Below are 20,359 nucleotides of genomic sequence, written 5' to 3' on the forward strand. Positions count from 1 at the left end.
ATGGTCCAGAGGGGCCACATAGAGCTACGGATCGGGGGCATGGAATGCGCCCATTGTCCGCCGGCGATCGAGAAAGCTATTGCCGCGATCCCCGGGGTTATCTCGGTCAGCATCAATCCGAGCACCAAGATGGCGAGAATTGACTACGACTCTGCGCGGACTGAGGTTGCCGACATCCTGCACGCCGTCCGTTCCTTCGGCTATGCGGTCGGTACCGCCACAATGCGTGTGCCGATCGAGAACATGCACTGCGGCTCCTGCCTCACACATATCGAGCTTGCGCTGCAAAAGGTACCGGGCGTTGTGTCGGCGCACGCGGGTCTCTTACCCAGCGCGGCAGATATCGAGTATGAGCCCGAGAAGGTGGACATCCCGAAGATTCGCAAGGCAATCGAATCGAGCGGATATCACGTAGCAGAGCCGAAGATCGAACCGGGCGCGGAAATCCTTGATCCTGCCGAAGCGGCCAATGATCAAGAATATCGCAAATTGATGCGGAAGTTCTGGTTCGCAGCCGCATTTTCGGTGCCGGTGATGGCGTTGAGCTATCCGGATCTGGTTCCGGGATTGCGCGACTGGATGCCGATGGGGAGTACCACGCGTCGGATCGTCTGGGGTCTTCTGGGGGTAATTAGCCTACCGGTGATGGTCTGGGCGGGTTCGCAATTCTTCACGGGCATGTGGGACGCCCTCAAGCACCGCGCCGCAAATATGCATACGCTGATCGCGATCGGTATCAGCGCCGCCTTTGCCTATTCGGTCGTCACCGTGGCGTGGCCGCAATTCTTCCCGCGCATGGCGCTGGCCGAAGTGTTCTGGGACGTGACGGACGTTGTCATCGCGTTGGTCGTCCTCGGCCTTGCGCTTGAGATCAAGGCAAAGGGCCGGACCTCTCAGGCGATAAAGAAGCTGATCGGTTTGCAGGCCAAGACGGCGCGGGTCGTTCGCGATGGCGGGGAGAGGGACATTCCGGTGGAAGAGGTGCTGGTCGATGATGTCGTGGTAGTCCGGCCGGGTGAAAAGATCGCCGTTGACGGCGAGGTGACAGGCGGAACGAGCGCGGTCGACGAATCCATGATCACTGGCGAATCGATTCCGGTCGAGAAGCAGGTCGGCGACGAAGTGATCGGCGGTACACTGAACAAGACTGGCAGTTTCAAATTCAAAGCGACTAAGGTGGGCAAGGACACCGCGCTCGCAACCATCATTCGCATGGTCAAGGATGCGCAGGGCTCGAAAGCCCCGATCCAGCGCGTGGTCGACACGGTCTCCGCCTACTTTGTGCCGGCAGTCATGATCCTCGCAATTCTGGCGTTCATCGCCTGGTACAATTTCGGTCCGGAGCCGCGTTTGGTTTATGCGACCATCGTGTTCGTGACCACCCTGATCATCGCCTGCCCATGCGCGCTCGGCTTGGCGACGCCGACGTCTCTCACGGTCGGCATCGGCAAGGGGGCGGAAAACGGAATCCTGATCCGCTCCGGTGATGCCTTGCAGGCATCAGAGAAGCTCAACGCTATCATTCTGGACAAGACCGGCACGATCACCAAGGGCGAACCCGCTCTGACAGACGTCGTTGTAACTCAGGGCAACGCCGAAACAGAGGTTCTGCGCCTCACGGCTTCGCTGGAACGGGGCTCCGAACACCCGCTCGGCGAGGCAATCGTGAAGGGCGCAGAAGCGCGCAGCCTGAAGCTGTCGGAGACCGAAGAATTTGCGGCTATTCCGGGCCACGGCGTCAGCGGCCGGATTGACGGACGGGAGGTTCTGTTCGGCAACGCCAAGCTGATGCGCGACCGAGGGATTGCGATCGACACACTGCAAACAGACTGGGAGCGGCTCGCCGAAGAGGGCAAGACGCCGATGTATGTGGGCATCGATGGCAAGGCTGTTGGACTGGTTGCTGTCGCGGACACGGTCAAGCCCGACTCGAAAGCCGCCATTGATGCGCTGAAGGCGCTCGGAATCGAGGTCGTCATGCTGACCGGCGACAATGAGCGCACGGGGCGGGCGATTGCTCGCCTGGTCGGCATCGAGCGGGTGCTCGCCGAGGTGCTGCCCAACGACAAGGCGCACGAAGTCCAGAAGCTCCAACTCGAAGGCAAAGCCGTCGGAATGGTAGGCGATGGCGTCAACGATGCGCCCGCGCTTGCGCAGGCCGACGTTGGCTTCGCGATCGGCACTGGCACGGACGTAGCTATCGAGGCGAGCGACGTCACGCTGATCAAGGGCAGCCTCGTGGGAGTGGTAACCGCAATCGAGATCAGCCGCGCAACTATGCGCAACGTTCGCCAAAACCTCTGGGGAGCCTTCGGCTACAATTCGCTAGGGATTCCGGTCGCAATGGGGGTGCTCTACCCATTCATAGGTCTCTTGCTGTCGCCATTGATTGCGGCCGCTGCCATGGCGTTCAGCTCGTTGACTGTCATCACCAACGCCAACCGGCTCCGCCTGTTTCAGCCCCGAAGGATTGCATCATGACCCCTGATCGTTGGATGGTGACCGTCACCGGACTCGCGCTGATCGGGTTTATCGTCTGGTTCTTCTGGCTCAAGCGGTCGATCGGTTTTCACGCCAGCGAGACCAGCAGTGGGTATCAGGAGGCAATGATCTTGGTAAAGGGTGGGTACACGCCCGACACCATCGTCGTTCAAAGCGGTCGACCAGTCCGTTTGAACTTCCGCAGGGAGGAAACGGCGTCCTGTTCGGACAAGGTGATTTTCGCCGACTTTCAAAAAAGTACCGTGCTCCCGACCGGGCAGACCGTCGCGGTCGAGTTGCTGCCCAAATCCCCCGGGGAGTTCGGCTTTGGGTGTCCGATGGGAATGTTTCGGGGCAAGCTTATCGTCGAATAGCGGCCAGCGTGCCGCGGGAAAGGGCAATTCTTGATTTGCGTCAACAAGCCGGCCGGTCGGCAATCTAGTCTAACTTAGGAGCTTGCCAAATGTCGGTGCAGGATCAGTCTGGTCATCACAACGAGGCACGGCAGGCCATGTCCATGAAGTCCAAGGCCGGTTTGGTGCTGGCCGGATTTCTGGCGATCGCCGGCGTGCTTCTCTTCACTGAGCACAGAGCGCATGTGCTCGGTCTTCTCGTCTGGCTCCCGCTTCTCGCTTGTCCGCTTATGCATGTGTTTATGCATGGAGGTCATAGCCATCGCGGCGGCCAAAGCCAACAGAACAACCGGGGAGGGGCGTCATGAACGATGCAGCACCTGCCTACGGCTTGTGGAGCCTCGTGGTCGTCAATTCCGCGATCTTCATCTTTTTCGCATATACCTTCTTCAAGCCCCAAACGGCCAGGGACTGGCGCTCTTTCGGCGCCTTCAGTGCATTCTTGGTGGCCCTGTTCGCTGAGATGTATGGCTTTCCACTGACGATCTATTTTCTGTCCGGCTGGCTGCAGTCTCGATTTCCCGACATCGACTGGTTCTCGCATGATGCCGGTCACCTCCTGGAGATGATCTTTGGCTGGAAAGCCAATCCGCACGCGGGACCGTTCCATATCCTGAGCTTTATCTTCATCGGGGGTGGGTTCATTCTGATCTCAGTCGCTTGGAAAGCGCTCTACGAGGCTCAACAGACGCGCTCGCTTGCTACGACAGGGCCATACAGCTATGTGCGCCATCCGCAGTATGTCGGATTCATCTTGGTGATGTTCGGCTTTCTGCTCCAGTGGCCGACGATTCTGACGCTGGCGATGTTTCCTGTGCTGACCATAATGTATGTCCGGCTGGCAAGAAGCGAGGAAGAGGATTCACGGGCCGAATTTGGTGTCGCTTACGACAAATATGCAGCTGACGTGCCCGGGTTCATTCCGAAGCTGAGCCGGCTGCTCAGTCAGGAATCGAGGGGAGGGTATCACCATGGCTAGTAGGCCAGCTTTGGTTGCCCTTCTTGCATCGTTTGCGTTTGTCGGTTCAGTGATGGGCCCAGCCAGCACCCATGCTGTTGCAGCGGAGTCCGAGCTATCGAAAACGGTCGGTGGCCTCACCGTCTATCTCGGCGTCGTCCCGGCCGAAATAGTCAAGGGCCTTCCCGCGAGCAGTACCACTGAGCGGCCGATGCACGGCCGAATTCCCAAGGGACCACACGAATATCACCTTGTAGCTGCCGTCTTCGATGCGACGGGTGGCACGCGGATATCGGACGCCATCGTGACGGCGCAGGTGTCTGGTCTCGGATTATCCGGCAGCAAGATGAAGCTCGAGCCGATGCAGATTTCCGGCACGACGACCTATGGCGGCTTCGTCAACCTGCCCGGACTTGACATCTACACGGTGAAGCTGACGGTTGAACGCGGCGGCGCAGCTCCGGCCGTTCTGCCATTCAAGTACGACCATCGCCGTTAGCGGCCGGACGCGCTCCTGTTTTCCTTAGCTCGACTCACGGCGTGTCCCGGCGTGGTGTTAATGCTGTTTGACGGAAGATCAATCCGTTCCGCCAAGATTATGGCCGGCCTCTATGTGAGGGAATCGTACTTTGTCCTGGAGCTGAATGCTTGCTCCGCTGTCTCCCGCAACGTTGCGAGCAGGTAAAATGGCGACAGCAGCGATCACGATCGCGGCCGCAATCGATATCATGAAGGCACGCATCGACGCTCCCTAAGGCCTGATGCGATTGAACAGGAATGCAAGCAACCCGAGGGTCGCCGCAGCGGCGAGATTCCACAAGACCAGACCGGTCACGAATGTCAAAGGCGTTGTGACGGCAGTGCCGAGGTCGATATCGACGTGCAGGCCGTACTTCATGGCTAGCGTTCTGATCTGAGGATAGACGGCGACGGCGGCAAAGCAAACTACGTAGACGATGCTGATCCATGCCATGCCGACTTTGATGAGATGCCGTGTGTTGAGCATGAGCTGTCTCCCTCGAAAAGGCGCTCGCGCCCAGACCCCATGAAGACCGATCGCACGGTCTCACACTTTCAATGGGCGTTCTTCGCGAACATTCCGAAATAGACCGCGGTCGCCATCGCCGCCGGGCAGGCGAGGAGCAGGACGATGATCAAGGCCGTCTGCCACGAGAAGCCAAACACCAGCGGCACGACGCCGCTCAGCGCCAGCATGACCGGCAAGCACAGCCAAGCCGCACGGTAGGCTGCGGGTTGCCGGTCCGATTTCAGGTCGATCCTTGATCCCGGGGGCCTTTTGTCAGCACTGCCACTCATTTTGAACCTCCCTCTCACGCCAACGTCACCTTGGCCCTCTTCAGCAGCGCCGAGTTGACGATCACCGATAGCGAACTCAGCGCCATGGCCGCTGCGGCGACGATTGGATTGAGGAAGCCAAGAGCCGCGATCGGAATGCCGATGGAGTTGTAGACAAAAGCCCAGAACAGGTTCTGCTTGATCTTGCGGAGCGTGAGGCGCGACAGACGAATCGCGATTACCACTTCGCGAACGTCATCCTTCATCAGGATGATCCCGCCTGTTTCCTTGGCGACGTCCGAGCCCGAGCCGATCGCGATCCCAATGTCGGCCGTAGCCAGCGCGGGAGCATCGTTGACGCCGTCGCCGACCATGGCTACCATCTTCCCCTCGCGCTGCAGGCGCCTGATGATCTCGGCCTTGTCGCCCGGTAGCACCTCAGCGATGACGCGATCAATGCCGAGCTGACGGGCGATCGCCTTCGCCGTGCGCTCGTTATCCCCGGTGAGCAGGACAATCTCGATCTGTTCGCTTTGCAGCGAGTCAATTGCCTCGCGGGCTTCCGGTTTGAGCGTGTCAGCGACGGCAACGATGCCCATCGGCATGCCGTCGACGCCGACGATCATGGCCGTCTTGCCTTCCTGCTCGAGCAGTTGCATCTGTGCGTCAGCATTCGCAACATCGACCGACTGGCCATGAAAGAAGTGCCTGTTGCCAAGCAGCACTTGATGGCGGTCCACCTGACCGCGGATCCCCTGGCCGGCAACCGCTTCGAAGCCGGCCACCTGCGGCAGAGAGATTGCGCGATGCTTGGCGGCGCGCACGATCGCTTCGCCAAGGGGGTGCTCGGAGCCGACTTCGACGGCGGCCCCCAGTCGCAAGACCTCTGTTTCGGTAGAACCGTCGAGCGGCACGATGTCCGTCACATTCGGTTCGCCTTTGGTCAGCGTGCCTGTCTTGTCGAAAACCACCACGTTGAGTTTGCGGGCCCTTTCCAGCACTTCGGCGCCCCGGATCAGAATGCCGGCTTCGGCTGCCTTGCCGACACCGACCATGAGAGCTGCCGGCGTAGCCACGCCCAGCGCGCACGGACAGGAGATGATGAGCACCGCAATGAAGGCCAGCAGCGCTTGTGGGAAGTTGCCGGCCAGCCACCATCCTGCGAAAGCGATAAACGCGACAATTACGACGGCGGGGACGAAATAGGCGGTGGCCTGATCGGCAATGCGCTGAACCTGCGCCGTGCTCGCCTGCGCCTCCTCAACCAGCTTTATGATCTGCGATAGCGCTGTGTCCTTGCCTACTCGGGTAGCGCAACACCGGAGCATGCCGCTGCGATTGAGCGTGCCGCCGATGACCTTGCTGCCGGGACACTTCTCGACCGGCATTGATTCCCCGGTGAGCATGGATTCGTCGACCGATGACGCGCCTTCGAGCACGTCGCCGTCAGTCGGGATGCGGTCGCCGGGGCGCACGACAAGAACCTCGCCAGCCATGATCGATTCCGCCGGCACCTCGACTTCGGTGTCGCCGCGCACGACATGGGCGACGGCAGGGCGCAGGTCCATGAGCTTGCGCACGGCAGCGGAGGACCTCTTCTTGATGATCTCCTCCATATACTTGCCGAGGAGCACGAAGGCGATGATAACCGCCGAGACCTCGAAGTAGACCTCGCGCTCCTCCACCTTTACCGGCAAGATATTGGGCGCAAATACAACGGCCACGCTGTAGGCGTACGCCACGGTAGTGCCCAGCGCGATCAGGAAGTCCATGTTGATCTTGCGACTTCGGATCGCTTGCCAGGATCCGACGTAGAAGCTCCATCCGCCAATGAACTGCACGGGCGTCACAAGGATGAACAGCCAAACGCCCCACGTGAACCAAGGGAGTGCCGGAATTGGCGCCCAGGTCAGGAGCGTCGCCCCGGCGGCGAGCGCAATGAAAGCCCCGGCGCGCAGGATCGCGAGTGCCAGAACGCCTGTGAGCGCGATGGTCACGCGCCTGCGCATTGAGGAGAGTTCGCGCTCGGGGTCCTCGAAGGAGCGCTGGCAAGCGGCGCTGCAAAAATAATACGTCCGCCCGCTGCGCTCCGCGGTGAGGGCGGTGGCCTTGTCGACCATCATCCCGCAGATGGGATCCTTGGCGAGTCCGGACGTGGCCGCTGGGGCAACGCTTGCCGGATGTCTGTGAGAGTAGCTTTGCACAGTCATCATCGCCTCACCACATCATGAACTCTTTGGTGATGGCGCCAGTGCGGCGCACGCCGCGCATGCGCTGATTTCTTGGCCCGCTCTAGAGCCAGCTTCGGTGCTTAAAAGAAATTTATTCGATCGGCGCCAAGTAAATTTGCGATAGATCAAAGATTTCGACGCCGTTTACCGTGAACTTTCAAAAGGAAATTTGGAACGACTCACCACGGTGGCGAGGCGGGTGCGACGGATAGTTATCGCCGTGAGGCGGTTCAATGAACGCTGTGGTCCACCCCCATGTTTGAACTTGTCATTTCGCGGCTGGACGTTGCTGACGAAGTTGAAGTCGTCGAGCGTAAGGGCCTCGGCCATCCGGATACTATCTGCGATGCCCTTGCCGAGACGTTGTCCCGCAACCTCTGTCGAGAGTACCGGAGCGGGTTCGGCCGCGTGCTGCACCACAACGTCGACAAGGCGTTGTTATGCGCCGGCAAGGCCGTTCCGGCCTTCGGCGGCGGCCGCGTGGTCGAACCGATCAGGATATTGCTGGCCGGGCGGGCGATCTCGGACGAGGCCATACCTGTCGCGCAGATCGCGGTCGAAGGCTCCAAGTCGTGGTTGAAGGCAAATGTTCACGCGCTGGATGCGGATCATGATGTCCGGATTGAGGCTCTGGTTCGGCAGGGGTCGCAGGACCTGCAGGCACTGTTCTCACGCCGGGGTGCGGAAGGCCTTCCGCTCGCCAACGATACCTCGTTCGGGGTCGGGCACGCTCCGTTAAGTGCGGTCGAACGGCTTGTATTGGCCGTTGACCAGGAACTGCACGGCCGCGCCCGCACGCACGACCATCCAGCCTGGGGCGAGGACATCAAGATCATGGCTGTGCGAAAAGGTGCGCGGCTCAAGCTCACGGTCGCCTGCGCCATGGTCGGACGCTATCTTGCCGGTGTCGACGACTATCTCGAGCAGAAGGCTGCCCTCGCGGCGCGGGTTCGCGATTGGGCTGGCGACCGTGGGTTTGCAGAGTGCGAGGTCATCGTCAATGCGGCGGACGACATTGAATCCGGAAGCGTCTATCTCACGGTGACCGGCACGTCGGCGGAAGGCGGGGATGATGGCCAGGTCGGACGCGGCAATCGCGTCAACGGACTGATCACGCCGTGCCGGCCGATGAGCCTGGAGGCCGCTGCAGGCAAGAACCCCGTCAGCCACGTCGGCAAGATCTACAACGTCTTGGCGGCGCGGACGGCCGAAAAGCTGGTCTCCCTGGTTCCGGAGGTTAAGGAAGCGCGGTGTCTGTTCGTCAGCAGGATCGGCGCACCGGTAGACAACCCGGCCCTCGTTCATCTCCATCTGGCGACGCGGGAGGGCGTCCCGCTGGAGCAGGTGCGAGGGCGGACCGAAGAAGTGGTCGCCGCCCAGCTTGACCGAGTTCCTGAGCTCATCCACGAGTTGGTTGCCGGAACGATCGGGGTCTTCTGAGCCCCACGCTCTGCCGATTTTCCGCGGCGCACCGTACGACCGAGGCCAAAGGCACTCTGAGGTAAATCAATACGGCACGGCCGTAGGCGTCGGACATTAGCTCCGAAGGGAGAGCCCATGAGCCAACCTGTCTTCACCGCCGAGGCCCTGACCAAGACCTACGTCTCCGGCGAGGTGAAGGTGCATGCTCTCAACAAGGTAGACCTCGAGATCGCGGAGAAAGAGGTGGTGGTGCTGCTCGGGCCTTCGGGCAGCGGCAAGACGACCCTGCTCAATATCATGGGCGGGCTCGATCATCCGACCGGCGGCAGGCTATTCTTCCGCGACCAGGAACTGACCCGCCTCAACGACCGCGACCTTACAAGCTATCGGCGCCGATATGTCGGGTTCGTGTTCCAGTTCTACAATTTGGTGCCAAGTCTCACCGCGTATGAGAATGTTGCGCTGGTCACCGAGATTTCCGACCGCCCGATGCGCCCCGACGAGGCGCTCTCCCTGGTCGGGCTCGAAGCGAGGATGCACAACTTTCCCGCTCAGCTTTCTGGCGGCGAGCAGCAGCGGGTTGCGATCGCGCGCGCGATCGCCAAGCGTCCCGCGGTGCTGCTCTGCGACGAGCCGACGGGTGCGCTGGACTCGAAAACGGGTATCCGGGTGATCGAGGCGTTGCTCGGTATCAACCACCAGCTCGGCACCACGACAGTGATCATTACCCACAATGCGAGCATCCAGGAGGTGGCGGACCGCGTGCTGTTCTTTGCCGACGGCCGCATCTCCAGGATCCTGCAGAATGAGATGCGCCGCGAGGCGGCGACATTGAGCTGGTGAGACGATGTCTGCGCTGGATGTCAAACTCTTTCGGGATGTGCAGCGGCTCTGGGCGCAGGTGCTGGCGATTGCGCTGGTCATCGGCGGCGGTGTTGCGACACTGGTGCTGGCGGTTGGCTCGCATCGCTCGCTCGAAGATACGCGTATCGCCTATTACGAACGTTATGCGTTCGCGGACGTCTTTGCGGTGGTGAAGCGCGCGCCTAAGGCACTGGTCGGTCAAATTGCGCAAATCCCGGGCGTCGCCGCTGTCGATGCGCGCATTGCCAGGCTCGCATTGCTTGATATCCCGGGCTTTGCCGAACCCGCTACCGGACAATTCGTTTCGCTGCCGGACGTCGGCGAACCCATGCTCAACCGGCTTTACGTTCGGGCCGGACGCCTGCCCGAACCCGGGCGAGCCGAGGAAGTCGTCGTCAACGAAAGTTTTGCGCAAGCGCACGGGTTCGCACCGGGCGGCCGATTTTCCGCAATTCTCAATGGCAAGAAACGCGAACTCGTCATTGTCGGCACCGCGCTGTCGCCCGAGTTCATCTACACCGTCGGGCCAGGCGACCTGATGCCGGATGACCGCCGCTATGCCATTGTCTGGATGTCGGAGAAGGCTCTCGCGAGCGTGTATGATCTCGACGGATCGTTCTCTTCCGTCTCCGTGAAGCTGCAACGCAGCGCATCGGAGCGCGAAGTCATCTCGCGGCTCGACGCGTTGCTCGACGGCTATGGCGGGCAGGCGGCCTATGGCCGCAAGGATCAGACGTCCCATGCCTGGCTCGACCATGAGCTCGACATGCTCAACAACATGAGCCGCACGCTGCCACCGATTTTCCTGCTGGTCTCAGCGTTTCTGGTCAATCTTACGCTCAGTCGGCTCGTGGCGCTGGAGCGTGAGCAGATCGGGCTCATGAAGGCCTTGGGTTATCGCGATGGGGCCGTGGTGCTGCACTACCTCAAATTCGTTGCGCTCATCGTCCTGACCGGAATTGCCATCGGAAGCATCGTGGGGACATGGCTGGGGTTGCGGGTCACCGCGCTCTTTGGAGACTTTTTCCATTTTCCCTTCTTGGTATTCGCGAGAGCACCCGATCTCTATGTGGTTGCCGGCGTGCTCAGCGCGGCGGCAGCCTTCGTCGGCGCAATCCGTGCCCTGCGCGATGTGGTGCGCTTGCCTCCGGCGGTTGCGATGCAGCCGCCCGCACCCGCGAGCTTTCACCGACTCGTGCCCGCGTCAGTCTCTCTCGAAGGAATTGTTTCTCAGCCGGCGCTGATGATGCTGCGCAACATCTCACGACATCCAATTCGCTCAGCTTTCACGGCGTTGGGAATGTCGCTCGCGACCGCGATCCTGGTGGTCTCGCTTTTTCTCCGCGACACGATGGAGCAATTGATCGATGTGACCTATTTCCTCGCCGATCGACAGGACGCGACGGTGAGCTTCATCGAGAAGCGGAACGAGAACGTGGTCACACAGATGGCCCGACTTCCGGGCGTTCTGGCCACTGAGCCGTTTCGTGAGGTGCCAGTCCGGATCCGGCATGGCAACATTGAGCGCCGTATCATGATCAGTGGACGTCCGCCTGATGCGGACCTCCGTCGCATCATTGATGTTGATCTGCGGCCAGTCGTGCTTCCGTCGACAGGGCTTGCCATCTCCGGATGGCTGGGAAAAATCCTGGGGGTTCAGGCGGGGGATTGGGTTGAGGTCGATCTGCTGGAAGGCGCGCGGCGAACGGTAACGCTCCCGGTCCTTGCCCTGGTGGAGGACTATTTTGGCATCAGGGGCATGATGGACCTGGACGCGCTGACGCGCCTGATGCGCGATCCTCCGGTCGTCAGCAGCGTCAACCTCAGTCTCGACGACAACAAGAGGGAAGGGTTCTACGCAGCCGTCAAGGCGATGCCGACCGTCAGCGGCGTGGCGCTCCAGCGCACTTCGCTGGCGAATTTCCGCGACGCGGTTGCGCTGATCATCACGACAATGGCCAGCATCTACACCGGGCTGGCGGCAGTCATTGCTTTCGGCGTTGTCTACAACAACGCCCGGATTGCGCTTTCGGAACGGGCCCGTGAACTCGCGAGCCTCAGGGTGCTCGGTTTTACACAGGGCGAAGTGTTACGCATTCTCCTGCTGGAGCTGGCGATACTCACGTTGATCGCCCAGGCGCCTGGATGGGTCATCGGCTATGGCCTCGGGTGGATCATGAAAACCAATCTGGCCGGTGAAATCATGCGCGTGCGCGGTGTCATCGAGCACTCCACCTACGTTGCCGCCAGCGCGATCGTCATTCTTGCCGCGGTCGCCTCGGCCTTCATCATCCGGGACCGCGTCAACAAACTGGACCTCGTTGCGGTCCTCAAGACGCGAGACTAGCCATGCCGGCAAAATGGGCCAAACGCATCATCGGCGGCGCGCTCCTGGCCGCGATCGCAGGGGGATTGGCGTGGTTCGCCTGGCCCCGGCCGGCTCTCGTCGATCTCGCGACCGTCGCGAAAGGCCCAATCGAAGTCACAGCGGACGATGACGGCAAGACCCACGTGCGCCACGTTTACACGGTCTCGGCACCCATCGCGGGAAAGGTCCTGAGGATTTCGCATCCGCTCGGAGAGCAGGGACCTTCGCTTCACGTCGGCGACGAGGTCGTCGCCAACAAGACCGTCATCGCCCTGATGCAGCCGACGCTGCCGGGCTTCATCGACGTGCGCTCGCGCGACCAGCTTCAGGCCGAGGTCTTGGCCGCGGATGCCGCCATCCAACAGCAGGAAGCCGAGGTGCAGCGGATCGAAGCCGCGCTGGACTTTTCCCGGACCGAATTCCAACGGGCGCAGACGCTGTTGCGGACGCAGTCCACCTCGGCCCAGGCCTTCGACAAGGCGAAATTCGACGTGGCCACGAACGAGGCTGCCTTGGCGAGCGCCAAGGCTCAGGTTGACATGCGTCGCGCGGTGCGGACCAGCCTGGCGGCCCGGTTGATGGACCCGGCCAATGCCGCCCCGTCGGCGGAGCCGACGTGCTGCGTCCGGGTGCTCGCGCCGGCGAGTGGAAGGGTGCTGAAGATCGTCCAGGACAGCGAGGCGACAGTCCCGCCCGGAGCACCACTGGTCGAAATCGGCAACCCTCTCGATCTGGAGATCGTGGCGGACCTGCTCTCGACGGATGCAGTCCAGATCAAGGTGGGCGCGCCTGTCCGGATCGACGGCTGGGGCGGCCCCCCGATCAAGGGCAAGGTCGTGCGCGTGGATCCCGCCGGCTTCCTGAAGGTGTCGGCGCTAGGCATCGAGGAGCAGCGCGTCCGGGTAACGATCGACTTCGCGGATCCGCCGGAGGTGTCGTCCCAGCTTGGCCACGACTATCGTGTGGTCGTCCATGTAACCACGTGGAGCGCCGCCGACGCCCTGACCGTCCCGGTAACCGCGTTGTTCAGGAAAGGCGACCAGTGGGCCGTTTTTGTCGACGAGAACGGCCGTGCCAAAACGGTGCCGGTGAGCATCGGCCACCGGAACAACCGGGGGGCGGAGATTCTCTCCGGGCTCGCTGCGGGGAACCGGGTCGTGCTGCACCCAAGCGACCGGATTGCTGACGGAGGAAAGATTGCGGAGCGAGTGCGACGGTAACGATAGTGGCTTGAGGGTGGCAGCTCGCAGCGAACCTCGACGATCAGGTAGAGCCCGTCGCCGTCAGCATACTTGCCGGGCTTCGTTTCGCGTTCGACGTCGAGCGGCTTGAGTTTTCCAGCCACGTGTTCCTCCAATCAAAACCATCCTCCGAACCTATGGTCCCAAGCTACGGTCTGCGCCTTGATTGTGAGGAACAACGGCGAACTGAGGAATACGGTCTGCCGAAGAAAGCGCTGATTTTACTGGAGATTCCGAACGGTGGAGAACAATGGAGAACACTATATTGGCGGAAGGGGTGGGATTCGAACCCACGGTACCCTTGCGGGCACGCCGGTTTTCAAGACCGGTGCCTTAAACCACTCGGCCACCCTTCCGGATCGATCGGATCAGGCCCTTAGCGTAGGGCAGCGCCGAACGCAACGCGAACTTGGCAGCGAAACCCGGGCCGGCCGGTCATTCGCCCGGTCCCTGCTGAAGGGGCAGGTAATCCGGGCCGATTTTACGAATCGCATTCGGCACGTTGTTGTCATCGCAAATGGGACGGCAATGGGCATTCAACTGCAACTCCGGAGCGAGTGCAACGAGGGTCACACATGCGGCAGCCCCGCGCCAACGCAGGCGAGGCCGATAATCAGCAGCGCGCCTGCGCACGCTTCCAAGATGACTGAACGATGCCGCCTTGCATAAAGGGCGAGCACGGATCCCACGATCGTGCTCGCGATACCGAACTCCACGATCATTGATTTAAATCGCTGAACTTTGGCAATTGGCTTTGACGAAGAAAAAATGAAATATCTCAGACACTACACGACGCCACGTCGGTGCGGGCATCGGTTTTCGGCTTAACGTTAAGGCGGCGAACCGTGGATTTGCGGATACACCGCCAACCCGCTGTTACTGTCGGGGTGATCTGGACCGCACTATTTTTGTCGATCGCGCCTGCTGCTTCGAAACCCGCGGGGCAGCCGCGGCGATTGTCATTCCGTACTAGTCCTAACCAACAAACTGGCAGGCAAATGGCGTGCGCAAAAGTAGTAGCGCGCCGCAGCATTGCGGTTCGTGGTGGATAGAAATTGGGAAAGAGGCGCAATGTAACGCCGTGGGCGGAGGGTGGCCGCTACAGCCTCCGAAGCCGCGTCAGTCCCAGCTCAATCCGCCTTCCAGCTGGGCGCACCGGACGGGGAGGGAGATCTTATGAAGTCAGCGCTCTTGGCGTTATCGCTCGTTGGTCAGCCGCCCGTGCAAGTTTCAGACAGTGTTCCCAACTTCGATATCAAGGCGCTTTGCGCGGACGTTTCCGTTGACGATAAAGCGTCGGGACTTCCGAAGGACGCGAGTAAGTGCGTGAGTGACGAGACGGTTGCGCGGCAGCAGCTAGACTCGATCTGGCTAACCGTCCCGGCAGGACCGCGTGAAAGTTGCGAACTCTTGGCGGGGGCAGGGCAAGTACAAAGCTATGTCGAACTCCTCGTTTGCCTGAAAATGATTGACTGGGACTCGCCATCGACAGTGCCCTCTCAGAGGCCCAAGCAAGGTTCGAAAGCGCTAGGCAATTGAGCGCCATTCGATGAATTGCGGTTGAATGAGGCCGCCGATTGAGGCGGCCGGAGACGCTTCAATTGCGGCCGAAGATCAAAGTCGCACCGCCGGTCGCTGGCCTGCTCGACCAGCCACTTCCGGATCGTCTGCCCGGCTGGGCAGCGGCCTGGATCTGAATTGGCAAAAATGGCGCGCCGGGCCGTGAACCGGCATCGACGGGCCCGGTCTCGGCATCAAGTGCCCGTGAAATGTGAGGCGGTTCACACTCGATCATCGCGAGTTGGCCTAATGCAAGAGCGGGTGGCAGCTCGGTGTCGGAGAATCGTGATGCCGTTTTTCAGCAGCCAAAGCTTGCCGTCGGCAGCCGCCGCTTCAGTGCTCAGTATTCTCGTCGTGGGAGCGGTTGCCTTTTCGGCTGTTGGTTATGTGGAGTGGTCATCGGGCGTTAATCTGACCCATTTCATGGGCCGGACTGCCGCGGATGCTTCAACGCCAGCTCTACCGCTCAAGGGGCGAACGGGTTGCGAGCAGGGCAATAGGCCGCTGCCCGCGCTTTCTCTACCGCTCGAATGACGCCGACCTAAAGCGACAGCGCCCAATCTCCCAGGAGGAGACTAAACCGCCAGACGGGCAGGCGGGGCAATCGCGCCAGCTTGCTGTGCGAGGAAAAGACGCCGCCGGTCTCAAAAATACACGCCCGGCGGCGTTTCCTTCCTGAACTGGGACACTGAAATCCCCAGCGTCAATTTAACTGCATGGGTCGTGCCGGCAGGGGCCTCAGCGCCTGCTGGCGACGTGCATCGGCGAATTTGTGCCTGGCTCGGGCGCCCCCATAGTCGCCCATACGGCAATGCCGATGGCCAGCGCTAACAGCACGGTCTTTGTAGCAATCTTGTCGTCAGACATCTCGAGACGCCTCTCACGCGTCAGCGCGGCAAATCTCAAAAATTACGCCGCCGGGCCCGAAATGGTTTGTCCCGGCGGCGCCCTGTCATTCCCAGCGCTAGGGCCCTGAAATTCCCAACGTCACTTGCTTAGCAGGTACCTGGAGTGACAGCTGTTGCCTAACTCACACAAGGTCCAAAAGAGGAGCCGACGCTCAGGGCCGGCGCGCCAGCTCCTCCGAAACGTGACCGTGCTGCGTCCCCAACGGTCCCGTCCCTCAGAGAAGCCTGCGCCGATCACGTTGCTGATTTGCTAACGGGTCCCATTTCCGGATGCGCCCTGTGGGGTACCCCCTGAGACCTCGCCAGGCACGCTACGACATCGAGTACAATTCAGACAGCCGCGGATGTACCGGCGCTCTGCTGAACCGAGGCGGCCTGTTCACTGGCGCCCGCGCCCCCAGCAGACGGAATGACGGCCTCAGCAACCCACGCTGGGGCCGTTTTCGGTTGCGGCCCGCTGCTCAAAATTGGCAGCGCAATTGGCACCCAACTCAACGGGACGGGCAGGGATGATTGAGGACTGGTTGGTTCCGTCGTTTCAAGAAACCCCGGGCCGGCCCGTCACTCGCCCGGTCCTTGAGCTGAAGGATGCTCGCAACGCTGTTGACCGCGAGGGCCAACGTTGGCCATCATGACGCCCATGAAGCGTGTCCTCTTTCTCTGCACCGGCAACTATTATCGCAGCCGGTACGCGGAGGAACTGTTCAATCATCTTGCAAGAGCCGAACAACTGGCGTGGCGCGCGTCCTCCAGAGGCGCGGCCGAGCGGGGTTCGCCCGACAATGTCGGGCCCATGTCAGTCTTCGCCGATGATCGTCTTCGCGCCAGCGGCATCGTTCCGGAGGGCGCAGCGCGCTTTCCGCAGCCCTGTTCGTCGGCCGACTTCGACGACGCCGACCTCGTGATCGCGCTCAAGGAGGCCGAGCACCGTCCGCTGATCGAGCGCCGGTTCCCCGAGGTCGCCGACAGGGTGACTTATTGGCACGTGGACGATATCGACTTTGCGCATCCGTCAGTCGCATTGGCCATGATCGACGATCACATCCGCGCACTGGTTTCAGCGCTCAGGTCATCGGTTCGCGCTTCAGGAATATCTCCAGCGCAAACGTAGCCGGGCGCGCGAGCATGCCGCTGATGCGTTCGAGGTCGTCGATGGCGACGATCTCGAGGCGGCCTTCGGTCACCGTCAATTGGTCGATGGGCACCTCGCGCGCGAGGAACACCTCGCCGCGAAGCGTGCGGTTTGGCGTTGCATGATCGGGACCGGAATAGCGGCCGATCAACTCGAAACGCTCGGGCGGCAAGTAGTAGCCAATCTCCTCGTGGATCTCGCGCACCACGCATTCGAGGAAGGTCTCGGCGCCTTCGCGCCGTCCGCCAAACAGGCTGATCTTTCCCCGATCGGAAACGTGCGGGAGGTCGTCACGCAATTGCATCAGCAGCTGGCCATCTGTGCTGACGAGAAGGGCGGACGTTCCCTCCCTGACACTGCCGGTCATCCGTGTTTCCTCTCTTCTTCACCGATCCAGATCATCTCGCCGTTAGCCCAGCTGCCGCCATCGGCCGCCGGATCAAGCTGGAAAGTCCGGGTAATGCTGTCAAGACAACCAAGGCCAACGTGGCCAGAATCGACAATCGCTGGTAAAATTATGCATTGTGCAGACAGTGATTTGGGGCGTCTCGCAACGACTGGGACTTCCCCTCTGGCCACAGGGCATCATCGAGCCAAGGGCATTGTTTGATGGCTGACTACGTCTTCGAGGGCTTCAAGTGGGGCTCCAGCGCACTTGGAACCCCTTCCGGCGAGATTGATTGGAGCTTCGCCGCAGCGAACTTCACTGGCCAATTCATTCAGTTCGACAGCTTCCTGACCGGAATGTTCCAGACCGAGATCAGGGAAGCATTCGACCGGTGGGAATCGGCGGCCAATATCGACTTTCATGAAGTCTCTGACGCCGCCGGGAATCAAATACGCCTTGGACTGAGCCACATCGACGGTCTGAACAACGTCGTCGGCGAGGAGCAGAGCTCCTATACGGGCGGTTCGGAGATTGCAGCTGATATTACGTTCGACATGGATGAGGGTTGGCATCTCGTCAATGGTGAGCTTGTCAGCAATGGCGGAGTCTCTTTCTACGTCGTAGCGCTGCACGAGATCGGACATAGCCTCGGACTGGACCACTACAATGTCAGTCCGGCGATCATGAATGCGGTCATCAATCCCGCAGTCACAGATCTCACTCAATCGGACATCGACGGCGTGCGAGCCCTTTATGGCGTGCTTCCCGGCATCGCCGTTTCGACTGCCGCCCAGCTCGCCGACGGACGGCTGGATTTCCTGCAATACAACTCGTCCGGCCATCTCGCCGGTTCATCCCTGACGCAGCAGGCATTCTGGAAGGTCGTCGGCAACGTAGATTTTGCGTCGAACGGAAATCCTGCCGTCATTACCCAGTCCAATGGCCAAATTGATTTGCTTAACTTCAGTGCAGGGCAACTATCGAGCTCTTTGCTGATGACGGGGAGCTATTGGGACGTAAAAGGCGCCGGTCTGTTCAGCGGAGCCGCGAACGCCGAATTCGTCACTCAGTCGTCGAGCGGACAGATTGATTTCCTGGGTTTCAATAGTTCGGGCAAGCTCACCACGAGTGCGCTAACGAGCCTGGCATTCTGGAATGTCGTCGCGGTTGCAGATGTCAATGGAGACGGGCACGCCGACATCGTGACGCAGTCTTCGTCGGGCCAGATCGATCTTCTCTACTTCGACAACTTCAAGTTTGTTGCAAGCAATTTGCTGCCGGGCAACTACGACCCGGTTCTCGATGTTACCGATATGAAGAACGGCTCGGCGGTTTTTCTGACTGAGAGCGCATCGGGAACAACGACCGAGCTGGTATTCGACGGCAACCACATCACAAGTACACATCAACTGGATGCGGTCGGCCTTTCACTTGTTCATGCCTCAGGTGCGGCCGGCCACTTGTTCACCTGAGAGTTGGTGGGCGACGACGGAAGGCGGCCCTTGGGCGCGCCTCAAAACGTTCAGCCGAAAGCGAACGCCAGCAGGCTCGAGCACAGCAGCACCAGGCTCGCTGCGGTCAGGGTCAGAAACCCGTCGGAGACCAAATCGTGATTACGCATGATACACCTGCCTTCAATCGATGCTCATCCGAATTGATTAAAGCTTTCCGAACATTCACTCCTGGAAAGAGGTGACGCGTCCTTCCGCCTTCAACGGACTGTCAGGCCCGGTACCGATAGCCTTCCACGGCGTGCGCCAAGAAGATCGCCGCACTCACCAGGCCCATCACCGCTGTAACCGTCTCGATCATCGCAAACTTCCTTTGCGCCCCACGCGGATGAGAAAACGATTGCAGCCCTGCACAGTCAAAAAGATTCAATTGTTGGAATCCAAGATGCCCCCCGACTGATGATTTGCTGCAACAGTGTGTCTGATAGCGGGACAGACGAGGGCGTTTGGCGGGAGCGAAGGTCCGTAGAACGACGGAGGAGGCGCAACAGACCATTCACCAAGACGTCACCGCCGACCGGCTCTCCCCATTTCCGCCGTGTTCCGGTTGCGATATCGTCACGCTCTGGTGCGGAGGTGGGCCGCACAGCGACGGAAAGGACTTCGACGCCTCGGAGTAGGCGCAGGTCCGGCAGAATGGTACTTGGGGCAGATGGGGACTAGACGGCCAGATTCGATGATCCGGACGGCGCGCGGCGCCGTTGCGGTGGCGACGTGCCTCGTCCTCGCCAATTGTGCCTCCTCGAACAAGTTCGCCAGCCGGGTCGACCCCAAATACGGGGTGTCGTCGAGCCCGCGCGTGGTGGCGTTGGGTGATCCCGTGCCGAAAGGCGGCGGCACCTATCGCATCGGCAAGCCTTATGTGGTCGCCGGCCGCACCTATGTGCCGGAGGAGAACGCGAACTATCGCGCGGAGGGCATGGCGTCCTGGTACGGCGACGATTTCCATGGCCGCCTGACCGCCAATGGCGAGGTGTTCGACATGGGCTCGCTCACGGCCGCCCATCCGACCTTGCCGATGCCGAGCTACGCCCGCGTCACCAACCTGAGCAATGGCAGATCGCTCGTCGTTCGGGTCAATGACCGCGGCCCGTACCACGGCAACCGGCTCATAGACGTCTCGAACAAAGCCGCAGAACTACTTGAATTCAAAGGCAATGGCGTGGCCCGCGTCCGCGTCGAATATGTCGGCCGGGCGCCGCTCGAAGGGTCCGACGACCGCCAGCTGATGGCGACCTTGCGCACCGGTACTCCAGCGCCGTCCCCGTCGATGGTCCGCGTCGCCTCCGCACGGCCGTTCTTGCCGGAGATGTCGTCCTCCTCGGGCCGGGTCCGTGGCGACGTTCCGTTACCTGAGGGGCGGCCCTACAGCCTCGGCAACACCCAGGCCGACTACGCCTCGGTGAGCGCGACCTCGGAAATGTCGGCCTCGAGCCGGTCGCACCGCCGCGCCCTGAACAATGCGCGCGAAGTCTCCTATGAGGGCGACGCGCGCTACGCCGCAAGCCCGAGCCCGGCGGCCGCCTATGTCCCGATCGACGCGCGCGGACCGGCCGAAGTCCTGAGCGGGCGCGGCCTCTACTGAG

The 20,359-nt window shown here is 61.1% G+C and carries 19 protein-coding genes and 1 tRNA gene; 13 read left to right on the forward strand and 7 right to left on the reverse strand.

Annotation, left to right across the window (positions count from 1 at the left end):
• Positions 1 to 39 precede the first annotated feature (39 nt).
• From XI02_RS22510 to XI02_RS22530, 5 genes are all read left to right on the forward strand, one after another.
• On the forward strand, positions 40 to 2,481 hold the full coding sequence (locus tag XI02_RS22510; RefSeq protein ID WP_244980675.1) for a heavy metal translocating P-type ATPase: 2,442 nt from the start codon (positions 40 to 42) through the stop codon (positions 2,479 to 2,481).
• Complete coding sequence (locus XI02_RS22515) at positions 2,478 to 2,855, forward strand: cupredoxin domain-containing protein (protein ID WP_018271659.1); 378 nt, start codon at positions 2,478 to 2,480, stop codon at positions 2,853 to 2,855. The genes XI02_RS22510 and XI02_RS22515 overlap by 4 nt, the downstream gene beginning before the upstream one ends.
• Before the next feature lie 89 nt (positions 2,856 to 2,944).
• Positions 2,945 to 3,202, forward strand: a complete 258-nt coding sequence (locus tag XI02_RS22520) for a DUF2933 domain-containing protein (protein WP_172647963.1) — start codon at positions 2,945 to 2,947, stop codon at positions 3,200 to 3,202.
• A complete protein-coding gene (locus XI02_RS22525) occupies positions 3,199 to 3,873 on the forward strand; it encodes an isoprenylcysteine carboxylmethyltransferase family protein (protein WP_018271661.1) in 675 nt (224 codons plus the stop codon). The genes XI02_RS22520 and XI02_RS22525 overlap by 4 nt, the downstream gene beginning before the upstream one ends.
• 52 nt (positions 3,874 to 3,925) lie before the next feature.
• On the forward strand, positions 3,926 to 4,351 hold the full coding sequence (locus XI02_RS22530; RefSeq protein ID WP_244980674.1) for a hypothetical protein: 426 nt from the start codon (positions 3,926 to 3,928) through the stop codon (positions 4,349 to 4,351).
• A gap of 78 nt (positions 4,352 to 4,429) precedes the next feature.
• Here the strand turns inward: XI02_RS22530 and XI02_RS22535 are convergent, their stop codons facing one another.
• From XI02_RS22535 to XI02_RS22550, 4 genes are all read right to left on the reverse strand, one after another.
• A complete protein-coding gene (locus XI02_RS22535) occupies positions 4,430 to 4,594 on the reverse strand; it encodes a hypothetical protein (RefSeq protein WP_157183455.1) in 165 nt (54 codons plus the stop codon).
• Positions 4,595 to 4,603: 9 nt separating this feature from the next.
• Positions 4,604 to 4,858 (reverse strand): DUF5676 family membrane protein, encoded by a 255-nt coding sequence (locus tag XI02_RS22540; RefSeq protein WP_018271663.1) that lies wholly within the window; start codon positions 4,856 to 4,858, stop codon positions 4,604 to 4,606.
• 68 nt (positions 4,859 to 4,926) lie between these two features.
• Positions 4,927 to 5,067, reverse strand: coding sequence for a hypothetical protein (locus XI02_RS22545; RefSeq protein WP_018271664.1), 141 nt, complete (start codon positions 5,065 to 5,067; stop codon positions 4,927 to 4,929).
• 116 nt (positions 5,068 to 5,183) lie between these two features.
• Positions 5,184 to 7,271 (reverse strand): heavy metal translocating P-type ATPase, encoded by a 2,088-nt coding sequence (locus tag XI02_RS22550; protein ID WP_197971309.1) that lies wholly within the window; start codon positions 7,269 to 7,271, stop codon positions 5,184 to 5,186.
• A gap of 363 nt (positions 7,272 to 7,634) precedes the next feature.
• On the opposite strand from XI02_RS22550, the gene XI02_RS22555 reads away from it, so the two are divergent.
• The 4 genes from XI02_RS22555 (at position 7,635) to XI02_RS22570 (ending at position 13,253) form a co-directional block, all read left to right on the forward strand.
• Complete coding sequence (locus XI02_RS22555; RefSeq protein WP_069278333.1) at positions 7,635 to 8,819, forward strand: methionine adenosyltransferase; 1,185 nt, start codon at positions 7,635 to 7,637, stop codon at positions 8,817 to 8,819.
• 117 nt (positions 8,820 to 8,936) lie between these two features.
• Complete coding sequence (locus XI02_RS22560; RefSeq protein WP_069278332.1) at positions 8,937 to 9,644, forward strand: ABC transporter ATP-binding protein; 708 nt, start codon at positions 8,937 to 8,939, stop codon at positions 9,642 to 9,644.
• Between the two features lie 4 nt (positions 9,645 to 9,648).
• Complete coding sequence (locus tag XI02_RS22565; RefSeq protein WP_172647960.1) at positions 9,649 to 12,012, forward strand: ABC transporter permease; 2,364 nt, start codon at positions 9,649 to 9,651, stop codon at positions 12,010 to 12,012.
• A 2-nt stretch (positions 12,013 to 12,014) separates the two neighbouring features.
• Positions 12,015 to 13,253, forward strand: coding sequence for an efflux RND transporter periplasmic adaptor subunit (locus tag XI02_RS22570; RefSeq protein ID WP_172647959.1), 1,239 nt, complete (start codon positions 12,015 to 12,017; stop codon positions 13,251 to 13,253).
• Between the two features lie 287 nt (positions 13,254 to 13,540).
• Here the strand turns inward: XI02_RS22570 and XI02_RS22575 are convergent.
• A tRNA-Ser gene (locus XI02_RS22575) sits at positions 13,541 to 13,630 on the reverse strand.
• Between the two features lie 213 nt (positions 13,631 to 13,843).
• Complete coding sequence (locus tag XI02_RS22580) at positions 13,844 to 13,996, reverse strand: hypothetical protein (protein WP_172647937.1); 153 nt, start codon at positions 13,994 to 13,996, stop codon at positions 13,844 to 13,846.
• A gap of 1,126 nt (positions 13,997 to 15,122) precedes the next feature.
• Between XI02_RS22580 and XI02_RS22585 the strand changes: the two genes are divergently transcribed.
• Together XI02_RS22585 and XI02_RS22590 are read left to right on the forward strand one after the other, a co-directional pair.
• Positions 15,123 to 15,368: a hypothetical protein gene (locus XI02_RS22585; RefSeq protein WP_141713489.1), complete on the forward strand. Its 246-nt coding sequence runs from the start codon at positions 15,123 to 15,125 to the stop codon at positions 15,366 to 15,368.
• A gap of 1,005 nt (positions 15,369 to 16,373) precedes the next feature.
• Complete coding sequence (locus tag XI02_RS22590) at positions 16,374 to 16,853, forward strand: low molecular weight phosphatase family protein (RefSeq protein ID WP_172649165.1); 480 nt, start codon at positions 16,374 to 16,376, stop codon at positions 16,851 to 16,853.
• Here XI02_RS22590 and XI02_RS22595 read toward each other — a convergent pair.
• Positions 16,807 to 17,241 carry an NUDIX domain-containing protein gene (locus XI02_RS22595; RefSeq protein ID WP_172647936.1) on the reverse strand — a complete coding sequence of 145 codons (435 nt, stop codon included), beginning with the start codon at positions 17,239 to 17,241 and terminating at the stop codon, positions 16,807 to 16,809. The genes XI02_RS22590 and XI02_RS22595 overlap by 47 nt on opposite strands.
• 242 nt (positions 17,242 to 17,483) lie before the next feature.
• Here XI02_RS22595 and XI02_RS22600 point away from each other — a divergent pair, with 242 nt between their 5' ends.
• Together XI02_RS22600 and XI02_RS22605 are read left to right on the forward strand one after the other, a co-directional pair.
• The gene (locus tag XI02_RS22600) at positions 17,484 to 18,734 is read left to right on the forward strand and encodes a matrixin family metalloprotease (RefSeq protein ID WP_016845923.1); all 1,251 of its coding nucleotides are present in this window, start codon (positions 17,484 to 17,486) and stop codon (positions 18,732 to 18,734) included.
• Between the two features lie 691 nt (positions 18,735 to 19,425).
• Complete coding sequence (locus XI02_RS22605) at positions 19,426 to 20,358, forward strand: septal ring lytic transglycosylase RlpA family protein (RefSeq protein ID WP_172647935.1); 933 nt, start codon at positions 19,426 to 19,428, stop codon at positions 20,356 to 20,358.
• Position 20,359: the final 1 nt, after the last annotated feature.

This window comes from Bradyrhizobium sp. CCBAU 21365, assembly GCF_015291305.1.
Classification (GTDB): Bacteria; Pseudomonadota; Alphaproteobacteria; order Rhizobiales; family Xanthobacteraceae; genus Bradyrhizobium; species Bradyrhizobium elkanii.

Bases quoted from the DNA above. Each gene is read 5' to 3' on its own strand.
- XI02_RS22570 (WP_172647959.1), top strand. From the start codon at position 12,015: ATGCCGGCAAAATGGGCCAAACGCATCATCGGCGGCGCGCTCCTGGCC.
- XI02_RS22580 (WP_172647937.1), bottom strand. From the start codon at position 13,996: ATGATCGTGGAGTTCGGTATCGCGAGCACGATCGTGGGATCCGTGCTC.
- XI02_RS22525 (WP_018271661.1), top strand. From the start codon at position 3,199: ATGAACGATGCAGCACCTGCCTACGGCTTGTGGAGCCTCGTGGTCGTC.
- XI02_RS22560 (WP_069278332.1), top strand. From the start codon at position 8,937: ATGAGCCAACCTGTCTTCACCGCCGAGGCCCTGACCAAGACCTACGTC.
- XI02_RS22595 (WP_172647936.1), bottom strand. From the start codon at position 17,241: ATGACCGGCAGTGTCAGGGAGGGAACGTCCGCCCTTCTCGTCAGCACA.
- XI02_RS22585 (WP_141713489.1), top strand. From the start codon at position 15,123: ATGCCGTTTTTCAGCAGCCAAAGCTTGCCGTCGGCAGCCGCCGCTTCA.
- XI02_RS22600 (WP_016845923.1), top strand. From the start codon at position 17,484: ATGGCTGACTACGTCTTCGAGGGCTTCAAGTGGGGCTCCAGCGCACTT.
- XI02_RS22565 (WP_172647960.1), top strand. From the start codon at position 9,649: ATGTCTGCGCTGGATGTCAAACTCTTTCGGGATGTGCAGCGGCTCTGG.
- XI02_RS22555 (WP_069278333.1), top strand. From the start codon at position 7,635: ATGTTTGAACTTGTCATTTCGCGGCTGGACGTTGCTGACGAAGTTGAA.
- XI02_RS22605 (WP_172647935.1), top strand. From the start codon at position 19,426: ATGGGGACTAGACGGCCAGATTCGATGATCCGGACGGCGCGCGGCGCC.
- XI02_RS22535 (WP_157183455.1), bottom strand. From the start codon at position 4,594: ATGCGTGCCTTCATGATATCGATTGCGGCCGCGATCGTGATCGCTGCT.
- XI02_RS22520 (WP_172647963.1), top strand. From the start codon at position 2,945: ATGTCGGTGCAGGATCAGTCTGGTCATCACAACGAGGCACGGCAGGCC.
- XI02_RS22515 (WP_018271659.1), top strand. From the start codon at position 2,478: ATGACCCCTGATCGTTGGATGGTGACCGTCACCGGACTCGCGCTGATC.
- XI02_RS22550 (WP_197971309.1), bottom strand. From the start codon at position 7,271: ATGATGGTCGACAAGGCCACCGCCCTCACCGCGGAGCGCAGCGGGCGG.
- XI02_RS22545 (WP_018271664.1), bottom strand. From the start codon at position 5,067: ATGCTGGCGCTGAGCGGCGTCGTGCCGCTGGTGTTTGGCTTCTCGTGG.
- XI02_RS22540 (WP_018271663.1), bottom strand. From the start codon at position 4,858: ATGCTCAACACACGGCATCTCATCAAAGTCGGCATGGCATGGATCAGC.
- XI02_RS22530 (WP_244980674.1), top strand. From the start codon at position 3,926: ATGGGCCCAGCCAGCACCCATGCTGTTGCAGCGGAGTCCGAGCTATCG.
- XI02_RS22510 (WP_244980675.1), top strand. From the start codon at position 40: ATGGAATGCGCCCATTGTCCGCCGGCGATCGAGAAAGCTATTGCCGCG.
- XI02_RS22590 (WP_172649165.1), top strand. From the start codon at position 16,374: ATGACGCCCATGAAGCGTGTCCTCTTTCTCTGCACCGGCAACTATTAT.